The sequence below is a fragment of the Salmonella sp. NW645 genome, assembly GCF_051703725.1.
In the GTDB taxonomy this organism is placed as follows: domain Bacteria; phylum Pseudomonadota; class Gammaproteobacteria; order Enterobacterales; family Enterobacteriaceae; genus Salmonella; species Salmonella enterica.
On sequence record NZ_JAMMKR010000001.1, the window covers coordinates 488,238 to 507,475 of the forward strand.

At 53.4% G+C, this 19,238-nt stretch carries 25 protein-coding genes; 21 read left to right on the forward strand and 4 right to left on the reverse strand.

Annotation, left to right across the window (positions count from 1 at the left end; translation table 11 throughout):
- Positions 1-9: 9 nt before the first annotated feature.
- Positions 10-231, reverse strand: coding sequence for a hypothetical protein (locus tag NA389_RS02510; RefSeq protein WP_001195395.1), 222 nt, complete (start codon positions 229-231; stop codon positions 10-12).
- Between the two features lie 17 nt (positions 232-248).
- Here NA389_RS02510 and fliD point away from each other — a divergent pair, with 17 nt between their 5' ends.
- From fliD to amyA, 4 genes are all read left to right on the forward strand, one after another.
- Positions 249-1,652, forward strand: coding sequence for a flagellar filament capping protein FliD (gene fliD / locus NA389_RS02515; protein ID WP_000146802.1), 1,404 nt, complete (start codon positions 249-251; stop codon positions 1,650-1,652).
- A 14-nt stretch (positions 1,653-1,666) separates the two neighbouring features.
- On the forward strand, positions 1,667-2,074 hold the full coding sequence (gene fliS, locus NA389_RS02520; RefSeq protein WP_000287764.1) for a flagellar export chaperone FliS: 408 nt from the start codon (positions 1,667-1,669) through the stop codon (positions 2,072-2,074).
- On the forward strand, positions 2,074-2,442 hold the full coding sequence (gene fliT / locus NA389_RS02525) for a flagella biosynthesis regulatory protein FliT (protein ID WP_000204899.1): 369 nt from the start codon (positions 2,074-2,076) through the stop codon (positions 2,440-2,442). Before fliS ends, fliT begins: the two co-directional genes overlap by 1 nt.
- A gap of 71 nt (positions 2,443-2,513) precedes the next feature.
- Positions 2,514-3,998: an alpha-amylase gene (gene amyA / locus NA389_RS02530; protein ID WP_000795476.1), complete on the forward strand. Its 1,485-nt coding sequence runs from the start codon at positions 2,514-2,516 to the stop codon at positions 3,996-3,998.
- A 39-nt stretch (positions 3,999-4,037) separates the two neighbouring features.
- On the opposite strand, the gene yedD is transcribed toward amyA, so the two are convergent.
- A complete protein-coding gene (gene yedD, locus NA389_RS02535) occupies positions 4,038-4,451 on the reverse strand; it encodes a lipoprotein YedD (RefSeq protein ID WP_000754694.1) in 414 nt (137 codons plus the stop codon).
- 185 nt (positions 4,452-4,636) lie between these two features.
- Here yedD and yedE point away from each other — a divergent pair, with 185 nt between their 5' ends.
- The 3 genes from yedE (at position 4,637) to NA389_RS02550 (ending at position 6,724) form a co-directional block, all read left to right on the forward strand.
- On the forward strand, positions 4,637-5,842 hold the full coding sequence (gene yedE / locus NA389_RS02540) for a selenium metabolism membrane protein YedE/FdhT (protein ID WP_001531105.1): 1,206 nt from the start codon (positions 4,637-4,639) through the stop codon (positions 5,840-5,842).
- Entirely contained in the window at positions 5,839-6,072 is a 234-nt protein-coding gene (yedF, locus tag NA389_RS02545; protein ID WP_000790504.1) for a sulfurtransferase-like selenium metabolism protein YedF, read from the forward strand. The genes yedE and yedF overlap by 4 nt, the downstream gene beginning before the upstream one ends.
- Before the next feature lie 265 nt (positions 6,073-6,337).
- The gene (locus NA389_RS02550) at positions 6,338-6,724 is read left to right on the forward strand and encodes a hypothetical protein (protein WP_000639595.1); all 387 of its coding nucleotides are present in this window, start codon (positions 6,338-6,340) and stop codon (positions 6,722-6,724) included.
- Between the two features lie 119 nt (positions 6,725-6,843).
- Here NA389_RS02550 and fliE read toward each other — a convergent pair whose 3' ends face one another.
- Positions 6,844-7,158 carry a flagellar hook-basal body complex protein FliE gene (gene fliE, locus NA389_RS02555; RefSeq protein WP_000719037.1) on the reverse strand — a complete coding sequence of 105 codons (315 nt, stop codon included), beginning with the start codon at positions 7,156-7,158 and terminating at the stop codon, positions 6,844-6,846.
- Between the two features lie 216 nt (positions 7,159-7,374).
- Between fliE and fliF the strand changes: the two genes are divergently transcribed.
- From fliF to rcsA, 14 genes are all read left to right on the forward strand, one after another.
- Positions 7,375-9,057: a flagellar basal-body MS-ring/collar protein FliF gene (gene fliF / locus NA389_RS02560; protein ID WP_001276832.1), complete on the forward strand. Its 1,683-nt coding sequence runs from the start codon at positions 7,375-7,377 to the stop codon at positions 9,055-9,057.
- A complete protein-coding gene (fliG, locus tag NA389_RS02565) occupies positions 9,050-10,045 on the forward strand; it encodes a flagellar motor switch protein FliG (protein ID WP_000067735.1) in 996 nt (331 codons plus the stop codon). The genes fliF and fliG overlap by 8 nt, the downstream gene beginning before the upstream one ends.
- A complete protein-coding gene (gene fliH / locus NA389_RS02570; protein WP_000064158.1) occupies positions 10,038-10,745 on the forward strand; it encodes a flagellar assembly protein FliH in 708 nt (235 codons plus the stop codon). Before fliG ends, fliH begins: the two co-directional genes overlap by 8 nt.
- Positions 10,745-12,115: a flagellar protein export ATPase FliI gene (fliI, locus tag NA389_RS02575; RefSeq protein WP_000213257.1), complete on the forward strand. Its 1,371-nt coding sequence runs from the start codon at positions 10,745-10,747 to the stop codon at positions 12,113-12,115. Before fliH ends, fliI begins: the two co-directional genes overlap by 1 nt.
- Positions 12,116-12,136: 21 nt before the next feature.
- Positions 12,137-12,580, forward strand: coding sequence for a flagellar export protein FliJ (gene fliJ / locus NA389_RS02580; protein WP_000046981.1), 444 nt, complete (start codon positions 12,137-12,139; stop codon positions 12,578-12,580).
- The gene (gene fliK, locus NA389_RS02585; RefSeq protein ID WP_000631685.1) at positions 12,577-13,800 is read left to right on the forward strand and encodes a flagellar hook length control protein FliK; all 1,224 of its coding nucleotides are present in this window, start codon (positions 12,577-12,579) and stop codon (positions 13,798-13,800) included. Before fliJ ends, fliK begins: the two co-directional genes overlap by 4 nt.
- 104 nt (positions 13,801-13,904) lie before the next feature.
- Positions 13,905-14,372 (forward strand): flagellar basal body-associated protein FliL, encoded by a 468-nt coding sequence (gene fliL, locus NA389_RS02590; RefSeq protein WP_000132169.1) that lies wholly within the window; start codon positions 13,905-13,907, stop codon positions 14,370-14,372.
- A gap of 4 nt (positions 14,373-14,376) precedes the next feature.
- Complete coding sequence (gene fliM, locus NA389_RS02595) at positions 14,377-15,381, forward strand: flagellar motor switch protein FliM (RefSeq protein WP_000502811.1); 1,005 nt, start codon at positions 14,377-14,379, stop codon at positions 15,379-15,381.
- A complete protein-coding gene (gene fliN, locus NA389_RS02600) occupies positions 15,378-15,791 on the forward strand; it encodes a flagellar motor switch protein FliN (RefSeq protein ID WP_001282111.1) in 414 nt (137 codons plus the stop codon). Before fliM ends, fliN begins: the two co-directional genes overlap by 4 nt.
- Positions 15,791-16,168 carry a flagellar biosynthetic protein FliO gene (gene fliO, locus NA389_RS02605; RefSeq protein ID WP_000978275.1) on the forward strand — a complete coding sequence of 126 codons (378 nt, stop codon included), beginning with the start codon at positions 15,791-15,793 and terminating at the stop codon, positions 16,166-16,168. Before fliN ends, fliO begins: the two co-directional genes overlap by 1 nt.
- Positions 16,168-16,905, forward strand: a complete 738-nt coding sequence (gene fliP, locus NA389_RS02610; protein WP_001253411.1) for a flagellar type III secretion system pore protein FliP — start codon at positions 16,168-16,170, stop codon at positions 16,903-16,905. The genes fliO and fliP overlap by 1 nt, the downstream gene beginning before the upstream one ends.
- A gap of 9 nt (positions 16,906-16,914) precedes the next feature.
- Complete coding sequence (gene fliQ, locus NA389_RS02615; protein ID WP_000187355.1) at positions 16,915-17,184, forward strand: flagellar biosynthesis protein FliQ; 270 nt, start codon at positions 16,915-16,917, stop codon at positions 17,182-17,184.
- Positions 17,185-17,192: 8 nt separating this feature from the next.
- On the forward strand, positions 17,193-17,987 hold the full coding sequence (gene fliR / locus NA389_RS02620; RefSeq protein WP_000616953.1) for a flagellar biosynthetic protein FliR: 795 nt from the start codon (positions 17,193-17,195) through the stop codon (positions 17,985-17,987).
- A gap of 281 nt (positions 17,988-18,268) precedes the next feature.
- Positions 18,269-18,892, forward strand: a complete 624-nt coding sequence (gene rcsA, locus NA389_RS02625; protein ID WP_000103971.1) for a transcriptional regulator RcsA — start codon at positions 18,269-18,271, stop codon at positions 18,890-18,892.
- Positions 18,893-18,930: 38 nt separating this feature from the next.
- Here the strand turns inward: rcsA and dsrB are convergent, their stop codons facing one another.
- Complete coding sequence (gene dsrB, locus NA389_RS02630) at positions 18,931-19,125, reverse strand: protein DsrB (protein WP_000867218.1); 195 nt, start codon at positions 19,123-19,125, stop codon at positions 18,931-18,933.
- Between the last annotated feature and the right edge of the window lie 113 nt (positions 19,126-19,238).

The window sequence follows — 19,238 nt, forward strand, 5'->3', positions numbered from 1 at the left end:
CCTTATCAATTACAACTTGATGTTATTGGGCTGTTGCCCACGGTTTCTCACCGTAACCCTTGTATCGGCACCTGAATTTCGAACTTTAGAAAATTTTTCACTTCCCCCGATCTTTTTCTTAGGCGGCGAAATAGCCGCTTTATGCATCATTATTCCGCGCATTATTTTTGCAAAATTATCATTAAACTTTGCCTCCAGATTGCCGATAACGCGCTTAACTACTGTTTGCAATCAAAAAGGAAGAAGGCATGGCTTCAATTTCATCATTAGGTGTGGGATCAAACTTACCGTTAGACCAGTTGTTGACAGACCTGACAAAGAACGAAAAAGGACGCTTAACGCCAATTACCAAACAGCAGAGCGCGAATTCGGCAAAGCTAACCGCCTATGGCACATTGAAAAGCGCATTAGAAAAATTCCAGACGGCAAATACCGCGTTAAATAAAGCGGATTTATTTAAGTCTACCGTGGCGTCCAGCACCACTGAAGATCTCAAAGTCAGTACTACCGCTGGCGCTGCCGCAGGGACTTATAAGATTAACGTAACCCAGCTTGCCGCCGCACAGTCGCTGGCGACAAAAACCACCTTCGCGACCACCAAAGAGCAGTTGGGCGATACGTCGGTCACGTCCCGGACAATTAAAATTGAACAGCCGGGACGTAAAGAGCCGCTGGAAATTAAGCTGGATAAAGGCGACACCTCCATGGAGGCGATCCGTGACGCCATCAATGACGCCGACAGCGGTATCGCCGCCAGTATCGTTAAGGTCAAAGAGAACGAATTCCAGTTGGTGCTTACCGCCAATAGCGGTACCGACAATACGATGAAGATCACGGTGGAAGGCGATACAAAACTTAACGATCTACTCGCTTATGACAGCACCACCAATACCGGCAATATGCAAGAGCTGGTGAAAGCAGAAAACGCGAAGCTGAACGTAAACGGCATCGACATTGAACGTCAGAGCAATACCGTAACCGACGCCCCTCAGGGAATTACGCTCACCCTGACGAAGAAAGTGACCGACGCGACCGTGACGGTAACGAAAGATGATACCAAGGCGAAAGAGGCGATTAAATCCTGGGTGGATGCCTATAACTCGCTGGTGGATACCTTTAGCTCGTTAACCAAATATACCGCCGTTGAGCCGGGCGAAGAAGCCAGCGATAAAAACGGCGCGCTGTTAGGCGATAGTGTGGTTCGTACTATCCAGACCGGGATTCGGGCACAATTTGCCAATAGCGGCAGTAATTCTGCGTTCAAAACAATGGCGGAAATTGGCATCACCCAGGATGGGACTTCCGGCAAACTGAAGATTGATGATGATAAGCTGACCAAAGTACTGAAAGATAATACAGCCGCAGCGCGTGAGCTGCTGGTGGGCGATGGTAAAGAAACGGGGATCACCACCAAAATTGCCACCGAAGTGAAAAGTTATCTGGCGGATGACGGCATTATTGATAATGCGCAGGACAACGTTAACGCCACGCTGAAAAGCCTGACGAAACAGTACCTGTCCGTTAGCAATAGCATCGATGAAACCGTTGCCCGTTACAAGGCCCAGTTTACCCAACTGGATACCATGATGAGTAAACTGAATAACACCAGTAGTTATTTGACCCAGCAATTTACAGCTATGAACAAGTCCTGATAACAGAGGTCACCATGTACACCGCGAGCGGTATCAAAGCTTATGCGCAAGTCAGCGTGGAAAGCGCCGTGATGAGCGCCAGCCCGCATCAGTTGATTGAAATGTTGTTTGATGGCGCGAATAGCGCTCTGGTGCGCGCTCGCCTGTTTTTAGAACAAGGCGATGTTGTCGCGAAAGGTGAAGCGTTAAGCAAAGCCATCAATATTATCGATAACGGGCTGAAAGCCGGCCTCGATCAGGAAAAAGGCGGTGAGATTGCGACGAATCTTTCCGAGCTATACGACTATATGATTCGCCGTTTACTGCAGGCTAATTTGCGTAACGACGCTCAGGCCATCGAAGAAGTGGAAGGGTTACTCAGCAATATTGCAGAAGCCTGGAAACAGATTTCACCGAAAGCATCTTTCCAGGAGTCTCGTTAATGACCTCAACCGTGGAGTTTATCAACCGTTGGCAGCGTATTGCGCTGCTCAGTCAATCGCTGCTTGAACTTGCGCAGCGAGGTGAATGGGATCTCTTACTGCAACAAGAGGTCTCCTATCTGCAAAGTATTGAAACGGTGATGGAAAAGCAAACTCCACCGGGTATTACGCGAAGTATTCAGGATATGGTCGCCGGATACATCAAACAAACGCTGGATAATGAGCAGCTCCTGAAAGGGCTGCTGCAACAGCGACTGGATGAACTCAGTAGTTTGATCGGACAATCCACCCGCCAAAAATCACTCAACAACGCGTATGGCCGTCTTTCCGGTATGTTACTCGTGCCAGACGCGCCTGGCGCCTCATAATATTTTCCCGTCTCGTATGAAAATTCTTCCATACTCCAGAGGTCGGCTAAACGACTTCTGGAGCACGGAAGATGAAAAACCCCACGTTATTGCAGTACTTCCACTGGTATTATCCCGACGGCGGTAAACTCTGGTCTGAGCTGGCGGAACGTGCTGATGGGCTGAATGATATCGGTATCAATATGGTCTGGCTACCGCCCGCCTGTAAAGGCGCCTCCGGCGGCTATTCCGTAGGCTATGATACCTACGACCTGTTTGATCTCGGCGAATTTGACCAAAAAGGAACTATCGCGACAAAGTACGGCGATAAACGCCAGTTACTGACGGCGATAGACGCGCTCAAAAAAAATAATATTGCGGTGCTGCTCGACGTCGTCGTGAACCACAAAATGGGCGCAGACGAAAAAGAACGTATTCGCGTTCAGCGCGTGAATCAGGATGACCGCACGCAAATCGATGACAACATCATTGAATGCGAAGGCTGGACGCGCTACACCTTCCCTGCCCGCGCGGGCCAGTATTCCAACTTTATTTGGGACTATCACTGTTTCAGCGGCATTGATCACATCGAGAACCTCGACGAAGACGGCATTTTTAAGATCGTCAATGACTATACCGGCGATGGCTGGAACGATCAGGTTGATGATGAGATGGGTAATTTCGACTATCTGATGGGTGAAAATATCGATTTTCGCAATCACGCGGTTACGGAGGAGATTAAATATTGGGCTCGTTGGGTCATGGAACAAACCCATTGTGACGGCTTTCGCCTGGACGCGGTAAAACATATACCCGCCTGGTTTTATAAAGAATGGATTGAGCATGTACAGGCGGTTGCACCAAAACCGCTGTTTATTGTCGCAGAATACTGGTCGCATGAAGTAGATAAACTGCAAACGTACATCGATCAGGTCGACGGGAAAACCATGCTGTTCGACGCGCCGTTGCAGATGAAATTTCATGAAGCCTCGCGCCAGGGCGCGGAGTATGACATGCGCCACATTTTCACCGGCACGCTGGTAGAAGCCGACCCTTTTCATGCGGTGACGCTGGTCGCTAACCACGATACACAACCGTTACAGGCGCTGGAAGCGCCGGTAGAACCCTGGTTCAAACCATTGGCCTATGCGCTGATCCTGCTTCGTGAAAACGGCGTGCCGTCGGTGTTTTATCCCGATTTATACGGCGCCAGCTATGAGGATAGCGGCGAAAATGGCGAGACCTGTCGGGTCGACATGCCGGTGATTAACCAACTGGATCGGCTGATCCTCGCTCGTCAGCGTTTTGCGCACGGTATACAAACACTCTTTTTCGATCATCCTAACTGTATCGCCTTTAGTCGCAGCGGTACTGAAGAGAATTCGGGCTGTGTGGTTGTACTTTCCAATGGCGACGACGGTGAAAAAACCCTCCTGCTCGGCGACAATTACGCTAACAAGACCTGGCGTGATTTTCTGGGAAACCGCAATGAGCATGTTGTAACTAATGATCAAGGCGAAGCGACGTTCTTCTGCAACGCAGGCAGCGTCAGCGTGTGGGTCATTGAGGACGTGTGATGAGCGTTCCCGGCGGCAGAGCGCTGCCGGGAAGCGAAATTACGGCAGCGGCGTCGGCAGCGGCGTTTTTTCTAACGCGGCGGCACACTCCGGCGTCGGACGAGCGACCCGTTGCAGCGTCATGCCATCATATTCCAGAGTATTCCCGTCGCGCTCAATTTCATAGAGCTCACGCTTAACCGTAACATTGGTTAAGTCATCGGAGAGCATGGTCAGCTTGCCCGGCAGAGCAATAACGCGCTGCCACTGGCGGCAGTCCAGCGTATCGCCTTCTTTAGTCACCACCAGGCTGGCGATAGCTTCAGGGCTCACCAGCTTACGTTGCGGGCCTTTTGACTGCCAGTACCCTTCCAGACCGGCCGGCGCGGGCGTTTTCACCACATCATTATAGTTTTCCACCTCGGCGCATCCGGCCAGAACCAGCAATGCGCCAACGATCGCTACTTTTTTCATCATTCATCCTGCATCAGAAGAAAGAGGAATTGTGGCATTAAAGCCCTGACGCCGCCAGCCTTTCCAGGCGCTGACCGCAATTTGATCCAGTCGGTATTACCGCTTATTAGGTGTAGGCAAATTCTGTGATCGGTGTAGTATGCGCACTTCTTGTTTCACACCTTCTGAGTTCAGAGGCTAAACACATGTCATGGCAACACTTCAAGCAAACCTGGTTAATTAAATTCTGGGCGCCGGCCCCTGCGGTGATCGCAGCCGGTATTCTCTCTACCTACTATTTTGGCATCACCGGCACGTTCTGGGCCGTGACGGGCGAATTTACCCGCTGGGGCGGGCAAATTTTGCAGCTTTTTGGCGTTCATGCCGAACAGTGGGGCTACTACAAGCTGATTCATCTGGAAGGTACGCCGCTGACGCGTATCGACGGCATGATGATCCTCGGCATGTTCGGCGGCTGTTTCGCCGCCGCGCTGTGGGCCAACAACGTAAAACTGCGTATGCCGCGCAGCCGAATCCGTATCGTACAGGCGGTGGTCGGAGGCATGATCGCTGGCTTCGGCGCGCGTCTGGCGATGGGGTGTAACCTGGCCGCCTTTTTTACCGGGATCCCGCAGTTCTCCCTACACGCGTGGTTCTTTGCGCTGGCGACCGCTATCGGCTCCTGGTTCGGCGCCCGCTTTACGTTGCTGCCGATATTTCGCATACCGGTGAAAATGCAGAAGGTCTCCGCGGCTTCACCACTGACGCAGAAACCGGATCAGGCAAGACGGCGTTTCAGGCTCGGTATGCTGGTCTTTATCGGCATGATTGGCTGGGCGTTATTAACGGCAATGCATCAGCCGAAACTGGGGCTGGCGATGCTGTTCGGCGTCGGGTTTGGGCTGCTGATCGAGCGCGCGCAAATCTGCTTTACCTCGGCCTTTCGCGACCTGTGGATCTCCGGACGCGCCCATATGGCGAAAGCGATTATTTTCGGCATGGCGGTCAGCGCCATTGGTATTTTCAGCTACGTGCAGTTGGGCGTTGCACCTAAAATTATGTGGGCTGGCCCGAATGCGGTCATTGGCGGACTGCTGTTCGGTTTTGGCATCGTGCTGGCGGGCGGCTGCGAAACCGGCTGGATGTACCGCGCCGTAGAAGGCCAGGTGCATTACTGGTGGGTGGGCCTCGGCAATGTCATCGGTTCGACCATCCTGGCTTACTACTGGGATGATTTCGCGCCCGCGCTGGCGACCAGTTGGGATAAAGTTAACCTGCTGAATACCTTTGGTCCGCTGGGCGGTCTGCTGGTCACCTACCTGTTATTATTTGCCGCGCTGATGTTAATTATCGGCTGGGAAAAACGTTTTTTCCGCCGTGCGGGGCTGACGCCTGCTAAGGAATCTGTATGAAAAATATCGTCCCTGATTACCGTCTGGATATGGTTGGCGAACCTTGTCCGTACCCGGCGGTCGCCACTCTGGAAGCGATGCCGCAGCTAAAAAAAGGGGAGATCCTGGAGGTGGTGAGCGACTGTCCGCAGTCCATTAATAATATTCCACTGGATGCGCGCAATCACGGCTATACGGTGCTGGATATCCAGCAGGATGGCCCGACAATTCGTTATCTGATTCAAAAATAAACGCATACTCCCGCTGTACGTTACGGCGGGAGACCTTTTTACGGCATAACCGGCAAAAATCTACAACGCATAAAAGAAATCAGACAAGGTCGTCTTGTGCGCCGTGGCATAAATCTATTATATAACGTATACCGTTTTAATTTTGTCTGAGCCGATGAAAAACCCAGGGTTATTTTAAGCAAAACATAAAACAATTATTATTTTCCCTCTACGTCATAAAAGACTATCAGGTATTTATATTTTTACTCACTGACATTATCAGGTGATGATTTATTTATGCACAGCAGAAGCCAAAAAAATGATAAAATTTATTTTCATCTCCATTATTGGAGTCGTCTGTCTTGCCGCTGCCCGTTACTCACCCGTCACAGTGGTCAATGCACATCCGAGCGCCATTGCCCGCTGTCTCGCTGATAATCTGTCCCCGTATGGGTATATACTGGATCTCCATGAAACAGATATTCCAGGCATTAATAAAGAATTTACCGTGTATTATCGCAACGGCGCATATATTGCAGGAACATTCTGGATTGCAAACTCAATGACAATAGCGTCAGAACGAATAGTAGGAATGAATGGCGTCAGTAAACAGGCGTACCCTATTTTTAATAAGTCCCTGCAACAATGTGCAACCCGCTTATCAATAAAATGAGCGCGCCTCGCAAAAACAAGCCCACATAATCACGCACTGGTTGCATGGGCGTCGCGTCCCCCGCCGCTGACGTAGGTAAGCGCCCGGGAGTTCGCTGCGGATGTGTTGTCAGCTCTGGCTTAAACCTGCATGGACATGACTTCCTGATACGCGGCGACCAGCTTGTTGCGCACCTGAATCCCCATTTGCATGGAGACGGACGCTTTTTGCATATCGGCCATTACGTCATTAAGCGCAATGCCCGGCTCACCCAGAGTGAATTTTTCTGCCTGAACGCGCGCCGCCGTTTGTCTGTCGCTAATACGATCCAGCGCAGCATGTAGCTGGCCGGCAAAACTCACCGTCGACTGCGAGTGCGTGTCTTGCCCGCGCGCGGCCATCGCCGTCGCCTGTAACTGGCTAATAACCCCTTCAATCCCCTGTATTGCTGCCATGCTATTCCCCTGGATGATTTTTTACGCAGCAGAGATTACCAGTTTGTCAATAAGATAAAGGCGTTAAATAACGATAAAAAACCTCGGTTTTTAGCGCATAGAAAAATTCGAAACCACAAATAATGAGACCGTCAATTTTTCGAGTTTGCTGACCCGGGAGTGAGTCTTGTTCCACTTTGCAAAAAACGCCGTCCACGATCAGTCACGAGGTGCGAGATGAGTGCGACTGCATCGACTGCAACCCAACCTAAACCTCTCGAGTGGCTTAATCGCCTACGCGCGAATCCCCGAATTCCGTTAATTGTAGCGGGTTCCGCTGCCGTGGCGATCGTCGTTGCGATGGTGCTGTGGGCCAAAACGCCCGATTACCGCACGCTATTTAGCAACCTTTCCGATCAGGACGGCGGCGCGATCGTCGCGCAGTTGACCCAGATGAATATCCCCTATCGCTTTGCCAATGGCAGCGGCGCGATTGAAGTGCCCGCCGACAAAGTGCATGAACTGCGTCTGCGTCTGGCGCAGCAGGGGCTGCCTAAAGGCGGCGCGGTAGGCTTTGAACTGCTTGATCAGGAAAAATTCGGTATCAGTCAGTTCAGCGAGCAGGTGAATTACCAGCGCGCGCTGGAAGGTGAACTGGCCCGGACGATCGAGACGCTGGGTCCGGTAAAAAGCGCCCGTGTTCACCTGGCGATGCCAAAGCCGTCACTATTTGTGCGGGAACAAAAATCCCCTTCCGCCTCCGTCACCGTCACACTGGAACCGGGACGGGCGCTGGATGAAGGACAAATTAGCGCCGTGGTACATCTGGTTTCCAGCGCTGTCGCCGGTTTGCCGCCAGGAAACGTCACTCTGGTCGATCAATCCGGTCATCTGCTCACGCAATCCAATACCAGCGGTCGCGACCTTAATGACGCGCAATTAAAATTTGCTAATGATGTGGAAAGCCGCATCCAACGCCGTATCGAAGCCATTCTGTCGCCTATCGTCGGGAACGGTAATGTTCACGCTCAGGTAACCGCCCAGTTGGATTTTGCCAATAAAGAACAGACGGAAGAGCACTACAGCCCGAACGGCGATGCGTCGAAGGCCACCCTGCGTTCACGTCAGTTGAATATTAGCGAACAGGTAGGCGCGGGCTATCCCGGCGGCGTGCCTGGCGCGCTGTCGAACCAACCAGCGCCGCCTAACGAGGCGCCGATCGCCACGCCGCCGACCAATCAACAAAACGCGCAGAATACGCCACAAACCAGCACCAGTACCAACAGTAACAGTGCTGGCCCGCGCAATACACAGCGTAATGAAACCAGTAACTACGAAGTGGACCGCACCATTCGTCACACCAAAATGAATGTGGGCGATATTGAGCGTCTCTCCGTGGCCGTCGTGGTGAATTACAAAACGCTGGCAGATGGCAAACCGCTGCCATTGACCGCCGATCAGATGAAACAGATCGAGGATTTAACCCGTGAAGCGATGGGTTTTTCTGATAAACGCGGCGATACGCTAAACGTGGTGAATTCACCGTTTAGCGCAGTGGATAACACCGGCGGCGAACTGCCCTTCTGGCAACAGCAGTCCTTTATCGATCAGTTGCTCGCGGCAGGTCGCTGGTTGCTGGTACTGGTGGTGGCCTGGATTCTGTGGCGCAAAGCGGTACGTCCGCAGTTGACGCGCCGTGTTGAAGAAGCGAAAGCGGCGCAGGAACAGGCGCAGGTTCGCCAGGAAACCGAAGAAGCCGTGGAAGTACGCCTTAGCAAAGACGAGCAGCTCCAGCAACGCCGGGCTAACCAGCGTCTGGGCGCTGAGGTGATGAGCCAGCGTATTCGCGAAATGTCAGACAACGATCCGCGCGTGGTGGCGCTGGTCATTCGCCAGTGGATGAGTAACGATCATGAGTAATCTTAGCGGTACCGATAAAAGCGTCATTTTGTTGATGACCATTGGCGAAGACCGGGCGGCAGAGGTGTTTAAACACCTCTCCACCCGCGAAGTACAGGCGTTAAGTACGGCGATGGCTAACGTGCGTCAGATCTCCAACAAACAACTGACGGACGTACTATCAGAGTTTGAGCAAGAAGCGGAGCAGTTCGCCGCGCTGAATATTAACGCCAACGAATACCTGCGCTCCGTACTGGTTAAAGCGCTGGGCGAAGAACGCGCCTCCAGCCTGCTGGAAGATATTCTGGAAACGCGCGATACCACCAGCGGTATCGAAACGCTCAACTTTATGGAACCGCAGAGCGCCGCCGACCTGATTCGCGATGAACACCCGCAGATTATCGCCACCATTCTGGTCCACCTCAAACGCAGTCAGGCCGCCGATATTCTGGCGCTGTTTGACGAACGTCTGCGTCATGATGTGATGCTGCGTATCGCGACATTTGGCGGCGTACAGCCGGCGGCACTGGCGGAGTTGACCGAAGTGCTGAATGGCCTGCTCGACGGTCAGAACCTGAAACGCAGCAAAATGGGCGGCGTAAGAACCGCGGCGGAAATTATCAACCTGATGAAAACGCAGCAGGAAGAAGCGGTTATTACCGCTGTGCGCGAATTCGACGGCGAACTGGCGCAGAAAATCATCGACGAGATGTTCCTGTTCGAAAATCTGGTGGATGTGGACGATCGCAGTATCCAGCGTCTGTTGCAGGAAGTGGATTCCGAATCGCTGCTGATCGCTCTGAAAGGTGCCGAACCGCCATTACGCGAGAAGTTCCTGCGCAATATGTCCCAGCGCGCCGCCGATATCCTGCGCGACGACCTTGCCAACCGTGGCCCGGTTCGTCTGTCTCAGGTGGAAAACGAGCAGAAAGCAATTCTGCTTATTGTGCGTCGTCTGGCGGAAACCGGCGAAATGGTGATTGGCAGCGGCGAGGATACCTATGTCTAATGAATTGCCGTGGCAAGTCTGGACCCCCGACGATCTCGCCCCGCCGCCGGAGACGTTTGTGCCGGTTGAGGCTGATAACGTGACCTTGACAGACGATACGCCGGAGCCCGAACTCACTGCCGAACAGCAGCTGGAGCAGGAGCTGGCGCAGCTAAAAATACAGGCCCATGAACAAGGTTATAATGCCGGGCTGGCGGAGGGACGGCAAAAAGGACACGCGCAGGGATATCAGGAAGGGTTAGCGCAGGGGCTGGAGCAAGGACAAGCCCAGGCGCAGACGCAGCAGGCGCCGATTCATGCCCGTATGCAGCAGTTAGTGAGCGAGTTTCAGAACACGCTTGACGCGCTCGATAGCGTTATCGCCTCACGGCTGATGCAAATGGCCCTGGAGGCCGCACGTCAGGTCATCGGCCAAACGCCGGCGGTGGACAACTCGGCGCTGATTAAACAGATCCAACAACTGTTGCAGCAAGAGCCGCTCTTTAGCGGCAAGCCGCAGTTGCGCGTGCATCCGGACGACTTACAGCGGGTGGAAGAGATGCTGGGCGCCACGCTCAGTCTTCACGGATGGCGGTTGCGCGGCGATCCAACGTTGCATCACGGCGGGTGTAAAGTCTCTGCCGATGAGGGCGATCTGGACGCCAGCGTCGCTACTCGCTGGCAAGAGTTGTGTCGCCTGGCGGCGCCGGGAGTGCTCTGATGACCACGCGTCTGACCCGCTGGCTTACCGCGCTCGACAACTTTGAAGCAAAAATGGCGTTATTGCCGGCGGTGCGTCGTTATGGACGTTTAACCCGCGCCACTGGCCTGGTACTGGAGGCCACCGGTCTCCAGCTTCCGCTGGGCGCCACCTGCATTATTGAGCGCCAGGATGGCCCTGAAACCAAAGAGGTGGAATCGGAAGTCGTCGGTTTTAACGGCCAGCGTCTGTTTTTAATGCCGCTGGAAGAGGTCGAAGGCATTCTGCCCGGTGCCCGCGTTTACGCCCGTAACGGGCATGGCGACGGTCTGCAAAGCGGCAAACAGTTACCGCTCGGCCCGGCCCTGCTTGGTCGGGTGCTGGATGGCGGCGGTAAACCGCTCGACGGACTGCCTGCGCCGGATACGCTGGAAACCGGCGCGTTAATCACGCCGCCGTTTAACCCGCTACAGCGAACGCCAATCGAACATGTGCTGGATACCGGCGTACGCGCTATCAACGCGTTGTTAACCGTAGGGCGCGGTCAGCGTATGGGACTCTTTGCCGGTTCCGGCGTCGGTAAGTCGGTTCTGCTTGGCATGATGGCGCGCTACACGCGGGCGGACGTGATTGTCGTGGGACTTATCGGCGAACGTGGCCGCGAAGTTAAAGATTTTATCGAAAATATTCTCGGCCCCGACGGTCGCGCGCGTTCGGTGGTGATTGCCGCCCCGGCGGATGTTTCGCCGCTGCTGCGAATGCAGGGCGCCGCCTATGCCACCCGCATCGCCGAAGACTTTCGCGATCGCGGACAGCATGTGTTGCTGATTATGGATTCGCTGACGCGCTATGCGATGGCGCAGCGTGAAATTGCGCTGGCAATCGGCGAACCACCAGCCACCAAAGGTTATCCGCCCTCGGTGTTCGCAAAGCTACCGGCGCTGGTCGAGCGTGCCGGTAATGGTATCCATGGCGGCGGCTCTATCACCGCGTTTTATACCGTGTTGACCGAGGGGGACGACCAACAAGATCCCATTGCCGACTCGGCACGCGCAATCCTCGACGGGCACATTGTCTTGTCCCGCCGTCTGGCGGAGGCCGGGCACTATCCGGCCATTGATATCGAGGCGTCAATCAGCCGGGCGATGACCGCGCTCATTACCGAGCAGCACTATGCGCGGGTACGGCTATTTAAACAGTTGCTTTCCAGTTTCCAGCGTAACCGCGATCTGGTCAGCGTCGGCGCTTATGCCAAAGGCAGCGATCCGATGCTCGATAAAGCCATTACCTTATGGCCGCAACTGGAAGCGTTTTTACAGCAAGGCATTTTTGAACGGGCCGACTGGGAAGACTCTCTGCAGGCGCTCGATTTAATTTTCCCGACGGTGTGATAAAGCAGGAGGGCGACGATCATGGCACAACATGGCGCTCTGGAAACACTCAAAGATCTGGCCGAAAAAGAGGTAGATGACGCGGCGCGTTTACTGGGCGAAATGCGTCGCGGCTGCCAACAGGCGGAAGAACAGCTCAAAATGCTGATCGATTATCAGAATGAGTATCGCAGTAATTTGAACACCGATATGGGCAACGGCATCGCCAGTAATCGCTGGATCAACTATCAGCAGTTTATTCAGACACTGGAAAAGGCGATAGAGCAGCATCGCCTCCAGCTTACGCAGTGGACGCAAAAAGTCGACCTGGCGCTGAAGAGCTGGCGTGAGAAAAAGCAGCGACTTCAGGCCTGGCAAACCTTACAGGACCGACAAACCGCGGCAGCGCTGTTAGCTGAAAACCGCATGGATCAGAAAAAGATGGATGAATTTGCTCAGCGTGCAGCAATGAGGAAACCCGAATGATCACCCTGCCCCAACTGATCACCACCGATACCGACATGACCGCGGGTCTGACGTCAGGAAAAACCACCGGTTCAGCCGAGGACTTTCTGGCGCTCCTGGCGGGCGCGTTAGGCGCAGACGGCGCACAGGGCAAAGACGCCCGCATCACGCTGGCCGATTTACAGGCGGCAGGCGGCAAGTTATCGAAAGAGCTACTGACCCGACATGGCGAGCCGGGCCAGGCGGTGAAGCTTGCCGACCTGCTGGCGCAAAAAGCGAATGCGACGGATGAAACGCTTACCGATCTGACACAAGCGCAGCATCTACTGTCTACGCTAACGCCATCGTTGAAAACCAGCGCTCTGGCCGCACTGAGTAAGACGGCGCAGCATGATGAGAAAACGCCCGCGCTGAGCGATGAGGATCTTGCCAGTCTGAGCGCCTTATTCGCCATGCTGCCCGGACAACCTGTCGCGACGCCTGTCGCCGGAGAGACGCCGGCTGAAAATCACATCGCCTTGCCGTCACTGTTGCGCGGCGACATGCCATCGGCGCCGCAGGAAGAGACACATACGCTCTCTTTTAGCGAGCATGAAAAAGGGAAAACCGAGGCGTCGCTTGCGCGCGCCAGCGACGATCGCGCCACGGGTCCAGCACTGACGCCGCTGGTGGTCGCTGCCGCCGCGACCAGCGCGAAAGTGGAGGTGGATAGCCCGTCCGCGCCAGTAACGCATGGCGCGGCAATGCCGACGCTCAGCAGCGCCACGGCGCAACCGCAACCGCTACCTGTCGCCTCAGCCCCGGTACTCAGCGCGCCGTTAGGCAGCCATGAATGGCAGCAAACGTTCAGTCAGCAGGTCATGTTATTTACGCGTCAGGGACAGCAAAGCGCGCAGCTTCGATTGCATCCGGAAGAGTTAGGTCAGGTGCATATTTCGCTCAAGCTGGATGACAATCAGGCGCAGCTCCAGATGGTATCGCCGCACAGCCATGTCCGCGCCGCGCTGGAAGCCGCCCTGCCCATGTTGCGCACTCAGTTGGCGGAAAGCGGCATTCAGTTGGGACAAAGCAGTATCAGTAGCGAAAGCTTTGCCGGACAGCAGCAGTCTTCGTCGCAACAGCAGTCTGCCCGCGCCCAACACCCGGACGCGTTTGGCGCTGAAGATGACATAGCGTTAGCGGCGCCGGCCTCGCTTCAGGCCGCCGCGCGCGGCAATGGCGCAGTGGATATCTTCGCCTAACGCCAGAGGTAGCATGATTATCCGCGTCTTTTCCACGCTTTGTCGTGGACAGGACACGGGATAATCAGCCAATAAGCAGTACCGAAACAGGAAGCCCGTATCAGATGACTGACTCCGCGATTAACAAAAAGAGCAAACGCTCGATTTGGATACCTTTGCTGGTGTTGATTACCCTCGCCGCCTGCGCGACCGCCGGTTATAGCTACTGGCGTATGCAGCAGCAACCGACCACGAACGCTAAAGCGGAACCGGCTCCGCCGCCCGCGCCGGTATTTTTTGCGCTGGATACGTTTACCGTCAATCTGGGCGATGCGGATCGCGTGTTGTATATCGGCGTGACCCTGCGTCTGAAAGACGAAGCGACGCGCGCGCGATTAAATGAATATCTGCCGGAAGTGCGCAGCCGTCTGCTGTTGTTGTTTTCCCGTCAGAATGCCGCCGAGCTCTCAACAGAAGCTGGCAAACAAAAACTGATTGCCGCCATTAAAGAGACGCTGGCCGCGCCGCTCGTTGCCGGACAACCAAAACAGGTCGTCACTGACGTGCTTTATACAGCTTTTATTCTGCGGTAACGATATGGGCGATAGTATTCTTTCTCAGGCTGAAATCGATGCGCTGTTGAACGGCGACAGCGACACCAAAGACGAACCCACTCCCGGTATCGCAAGCGATAGCGATATTCGCCCTTACGATCCCAATACCCAGCGTCGCGTCGTGCGTGAACGCTTGCAGGCGCTGGAGATTATTAACGAGCGTTTCGCACGCCAGTTCCGGATGGGATTATTTAACCTGCTGCGCCGCAGCCCGGATATTACCGTGGGCGCCATACGTATTCAGCCGTATCACGAATTTGCGCGTAACCTGCCGGTACCGACCAACCTGAACCTGATCCACCTGAAGCCGCTACGCGGCACCGGGCTGGTGGTGTTCTCGCCGAGTCTGGTGTTTATTGCCGTCGATAACCTGTTCGGCGGCGACGGCCGTTTTCCGACCAAAGTCGAGGGCCGCGAGTTTACCCATACGGAACAGCGTGTCATCAACCGTATGCTGAAACTGGCGCTGGAAGGCTATAGCGACGCATGGAAAGCCATTAATCCGCTGGAAGTGGAGTATGTACGTTCCGAAATGCAGGTGAAATTTACCAATATCACCACCTCGCCGAACGATATCGTCGTCAATACGCCGTTTCATGTGGAGATCGGCAATCTGACCGGTGAATTTAACATCTGTCTGCCATTTAGCATGATCGAGCCGCTGCGTGAGCTGCTGGTGAATCCGCCGCTGGAAAACTCGCGCCATGAAGATCAGAACTGGCGTGATAACCTGGTGCGCCAGGTTCAGCACTCTGAACTGGAGCTGGTGGCGAATTTTGCCGATATTCCGTTACGTCTTTCCCAGATTTTGAAGCTGAAACCCGGCGATGTACTGCCGATTGAAAAACCCGACCGCATTATTGCTCATGTGGACGGCGTTCCGGTACTCACCAGCCAATATGGCACCGTAAACGGACAGTATGCGCTACGCGTAGAACATTTGATCAACCCAATTTTGAATTCGCTGAATGAGGAACAGCCCAAATGAGTGACATGAATAATCCGTCCGATGAGAATACTGGCGCATTGGATGATCTGTGGGCTGACGCGTTAAACGAGCAAAAAGCGACCACCAATAAAAGCGCCGCCGACGCGGTTTTCCAACAGCTTGGCGGCGGCGATGTCAGCGGTGCTATGCAGGATATCGATCTGATTATGGATATCCCGGTCAAACTGACCGTAGAGCTGGGCCGCACGCGAATGACCATTAAAGAACTGTTGCGTCTGACGCAGGGGTCGGTCGTCGCGCTGGACGGGCTGGCGGGCGAGCCGCTGGATATCCTGATTAATGGCTACCTGATTGCCCAGGGTGAAGTGGTCGTCGTGGCGGATAAATACGGCGTACGTATCACCGATATTATTACGCCATCCGAGCGTATGCGTCGTTTGAGTCGTTAATGATGAAGACAGAAGCCACGGTTTCTCAGCCCACCGCGCCAGCCGGATCGCCGCTCATGCAGGTGAGCGGCGCATTAATTGGCATTATTGCGCTCATTCTGGCGGCGGCCTGGATGATTAAGCGTATGGGATTCGTACCAAAAGGAAATAGCGTCCGGGGACTCAAGGTGTCAGCCAGCGCCTCGCTTGGCCCGCGCGAACGCGTGGTGATTGTCGAGGTCGAAAATGCGCGTCTGGTACTGGGCGTGACCGCCTCGCAGATCAACCTGCTGCACACCCTCCCGCCCGCGGAGAATGACACGGAAGCACCCGTTGCCCCACCGGCGGATTTCCAGAACATGATGAAGAACTTACTCAAGCGTTCCGGGAGATCCTGATGCGCCGTTTGTTATTCCTTTCTCTGGCGGGTCTGTGGCTTTTTAGTCCCGCCGCCGCTGCGCAACTACCGGGGCTTATCAGCCAACCATTAGCGGGCGGAGGCCAAAGCTGGTCATTATCCGTCCAGACGCTGGTTTTCATCACCTCGCTGACGTTTCTGCCGGCGATTTTACTGATGATGACGAGCTTCACGCGTATCATCATTGTTTTTGGCCTGTTGCGTAACGCGCTGGGCACGCCCTCGGCACCGCCAAACCAGGTGTTACTCGGACTGGCGTTGTTTTTGACCTTTTTTATTATGTCGCCCGTCATTGACAAGATTTACGTGGATGCTTACCAGCCGTTTAGCGAGCAGAAAATTTCTATGCAGGAAGCGCTGGATAAAGGCGCGCAACCGTTACGCGCGTTCATGCTGCGCCAAACCCGCGAAGCCGATCTGGCGCTGTTTGCCCGTCTGGCCAATAGCGGTCCGTTACAGGGACCGGAAGCAGTACCGATGCGTATCCTCCTGCCCGCTTATGTCACCAGCGAATTAAAGACGGCGTTTCAGATCGGTTTTACGATTTTCATCCCTTTTTTGATTATCGACCTGGTGATCGCCAGCGTATTGATGGCGTTAGGGATGATGATGGTGCCGCCAGCGACAATCGCCCTACCGTTTAAGCTGATGCTGTTTGTGCTGGTCGATGGTTGGCAATTGCTTGTGGGGTCGCTGGCCCAAAGCTTTTACAGTTAGAGGCGCAAAATGACTCCTGAATCCGTCATGATGATGGGCACCGAGGCGATGAAAGTCGCTCTCGCCCTGGCTGCGCCGCTGTTACTCGTCGCGCTGATTACCGGCCTCATTATCAGCATCTTACAGGCCGCGACTCAGATTAATGAAATGACGCTGTCGTTTATCCCTAAAATCGTCGCGGTATTCATCGCAATTATCGTTGCCGGCCCGTGGATGCTCAACCTGCTGCTGGACTACGTACGCACTCTGTTCAGCAATTTACCTTATATCATCGGATAAACAGAACGATGATACAGGTTACAAGCGAGCAATGGCTATACTGGCTGCATCTCTATTTCTGGCCTTTGCTGCGCGTACTGGCGCTGATTTCAACGGCGCCAATTCTCAGCGAGCGCGCTATTCCCAAGCGGGTAAAACTGGGGTTGGGAATAATGATTACCCTTGTTATCGCGCCGTCGCTACCGGCAAACGATACGCCGCTTTTTTCTATTGCCGCCTTATGGCTGGCGATGCAACAAATTCTGATCGGTATTGCGCTGGGATTTACCATGCAATTCGCCTTTGCGGCGGTGCGTACCGCAGGTGAGTTTATCGGTCTGCAAATGGGGCTTTCCTTTGCCACCTTCGTCGACCCGGGCAGCCACCTGAATATGCCGGTTCTGGCGCGTATTATGGATATGCTCGCCATGCTACTGTTTCTCACCTTTAATGGCCATTTGTGGCTTATTTCGCTGCTGGTCGATACCTTCCATACTCTGCCCATCGGTAGTAACCCGGTGAACAGTAATGCATTTATGGCGCTCGCCAGGGCCGGAGGGCTCATTTTCTTAAACGGACTGATGCTGGCATTGCCGGTCATTACCCTCCTGCTTACGCTCAACCTGGCGCTGGGGCTATTAAACCGCATGGCGCCGCAGCTCTCGATATTTGTTATCGGTTTCCCGCTTACCCTCACCGTCGGCATTATGCTGATGGCCGCGCTAATGCCATTAATTGCGCCGTTTTGCGAACATTTATTCAGCGAAATTTTCAATTTGCTTGCTGATATTGTTAGCGAGATGCCGATAAATAATAACCCATAATTTTTATCCTGTTTTACTAAGGTTTATCCGAAAATAAATTTTAAAAAACATTCACCAGGATATATCCGCTGCCCCTTATTTGTTTTTACTTCACTCACATAACGCAACATTCACTTTACTTTAAGATGATTCCTGGCAAATTATATGTAACTTTACGGGATAGTAAGTTCGCCTGAAAAACCGCGTAAGCGTTGTCTAAGGTGACTATTCGTGTTCCGTCTGATTATGGTGAGTTATTCAGGTAAGGGGAATTATCGTTACGCATTGAGTGAGGGTATGCCATGTCAACGATTATTATGGATTTATGCAGTTACACCCGGCTAGGGTTAAGCGGGTATCTGGTCAGCAGAGGGGTGAAAAAAAGGGAAATCAACGACATCGAAACCGTTGACGAACTCGCTATCGCTTGTGGCGCGCATCAGCCTTCGGTGGTGTTTATTAATGAGGACTGTTTCATTCATACGCCTTCAGACAGTCAACAAATAAAGCAAATCATTAATCAACATCCTGACACGTTATTTATTGTTTTTATGGCAATTGCTAATGTGCATTTTGATGAATATTTATTAGTAAGAAAAAACTTATTGATTAGCTCGAAATCGATTAAACCTGACTCGCTGGATACCATTCTTGGCGATATTCTGAAAAAAGAGTCGGGTATTTCAGGAACCATAAATTTACCAACATTATCGTTAAGTCGAACTGAATCCAGCATGTTGCGAATGTGGATGGAAGGTCAGGGAACCATTCAGATTTCTGACAGAATGAATATTAAAGCAAAAACAGTATCCTCCCATAAGGGGAATATAAAAAGAAAGATAAAAACACATAATAAACAAGTGATCTATCACGTAGTGCGGCTGACAGATAACGTCACTAACGGCATTTTTGTTAACATGCGCTGAGACATCCGGACTGGCAATGTACCTCCAGTCCGGCTCAATTAGTCCTGCTCCGCCTTCTCGACAAAAATACCATCCTGGTGACCTGACTCATTGAAGAACCAGATGCCGAGCGGGTAATCCTCCAGCGAAACCAGGTACATTGTGCCTTCACTAAATTCTTCCACTGCCAGTACCACGCCTGGTCGGCGGGGACCGCCGTCCGTTTTAACGGTTACCCGATCATTCACCTTCATCATTTTCCTCCTGTCGCTTTGTGCCAGTGTAGAACAATTTTCTGCGTCTGACAGCGCCTTGCCGGCGTGTTTGCTGGTTTTCTCAACGGTCTATACTTAGGCTGTCAGGAACC

Coding starts and splice junctions, on each gene's coding strand:
- yedD (WP_000754694.1), bottom strand. CDS start 4,451: ATGAAAAAAGTAGCGATCGTTGGCGCATTGCTGGTTCTGGCCGGATGC.
- fliK (WP_000631685.1), top strand. CDS start 12,577: ATGATCACCCTGCCCCAACTGATCACCACCGATACCGACATGACCGCG.
- amyA (WP_000795476.1), top strand. CDS start 2,514: ATGAAAAACCCCACGTTATTGCAGTACTTCCACTGGTATTATCCCGAC.
- yedF (WP_000790504.1), top strand. CDS start 5,839: ATGAAAAATATCGTCCCTGATTACCGTCTGGATATGGTTGGCGAACCT.
- fliR (WP_000616953.1), top strand. CDS start 17,193: ATGATACAGGTTACAAGCGAGCAATGGCTATACTGGCTGCATCTCTAT.
- fliI (WP_000213257.1), top strand. CDS start 10,745: ATGACCACGCGTCTGACCCGCTGGCTTACCGCGCTCGACAACTTTGAA.
- fliH (WP_000064158.1), top strand. CDS start 10,038: ATGTCTAATGAATTGCCGTGGCAAGTCTGGACCCCCGACGATCTCGCC.
- NA389_RS02550 (WP_000639595.1), top strand. CDS start 6,338: ATGATTTATTTATGCACAGCAGAAGCCAAAAAAATGATAAAATTTATT.
- fliT (WP_000204899.1), top strand. CDS start 2,074: ATGACCTCAACCGTGGAGTTTATCAACCGTTGGCAGCGTATTGCGCTG.
- fliD (WP_000146802.1), top strand. CDS start 249: ATGGCTTCAATTTCATCATTAGGTGTGGGATCAAACTTACCGTTAGAC.
- yedE (WP_001531105.1), top strand. CDS start 4,637: ATGTCATGGCAACACTTCAAGCAAACCTGGTTAATTAAATTCTGGGCG.
- fliE (WP_000719037.1), bottom strand. CDS start 7,158: ATGGCAGCAATACAGGGGATTGAAGGGGTTATTAGCCAGTTACAGGCG.
- fliG (WP_000067735.1), top strand. CDS start 9,050: ATGAGTAATCTTAGCGGTACCGATAAAAGCGTCATTTTGTTGATGACC.
- fliQ (WP_000187355.1), top strand. CDS start 16,915: ATGACTCCTGAATCCGTCATGATGATGGGCACCGAGGCGATGAAAGTC.
- fliL (WP_000132169.1), top strand. CDS start 13,905: ATGACTGACTCCGCGATTAACAAAAAGAGCAAACGCTCGATTTGGATA.
- fliS (WP_000287764.1), top strand. CDS start 1,667: ATGTACACCGCGAGCGGTATCAAAGCTTATGCGCAAGTCAGCGTGGAA.
- fliP (WP_001253411.1), top strand. CDS start 16,168: ATGCGCCGTTTGTTATTCCTTTCTCTGGCGGGTCTGTGGCTTTTTAGT.
- dsrB (WP_000867218.1), bottom strand. CDS start 19,125: ATGAAGGTGAATGATCGGGTAACCGTTAAAACGGACGGCGGTCCCCGC.
- fliJ (WP_000046981.1), top strand. CDS start 12,137: ATGGCACAACATGGCGCTCTGGAAACACTCAAAGATCTGGCCGAAAAA.
- rcsA (WP_000103971.1), top strand. CDS start 18,269: ATGTCAACGATTATTATGGATTTATGCAGTTACACCCGGCTAGGGTTA.
- fliN (WP_001282111.1), top strand. CDS start 15,378: ATGAGTGACATGAATAATCCGTCCGATGAGAATACTGGCGCATTGGAT.
- fliM (WP_000502811.1), top strand. CDS start 14,377: ATGGGCGATAGTATTCTTTCTCAGGCTGAAATCGATGCGCTGTTGAAC.
- fliO (WP_000978275.1), top strand. CDS start 15,791: ATGATGAAGACAGAAGCCACGGTTTCTCAGCCCACCGCGCCAGCCGGA.
- fliF (WP_001276832.1), top strand. CDS start 7,375: ATGAGTGCGACTGCATCGACTGCAACCCAACCTAAACCTCTCGAGTGG.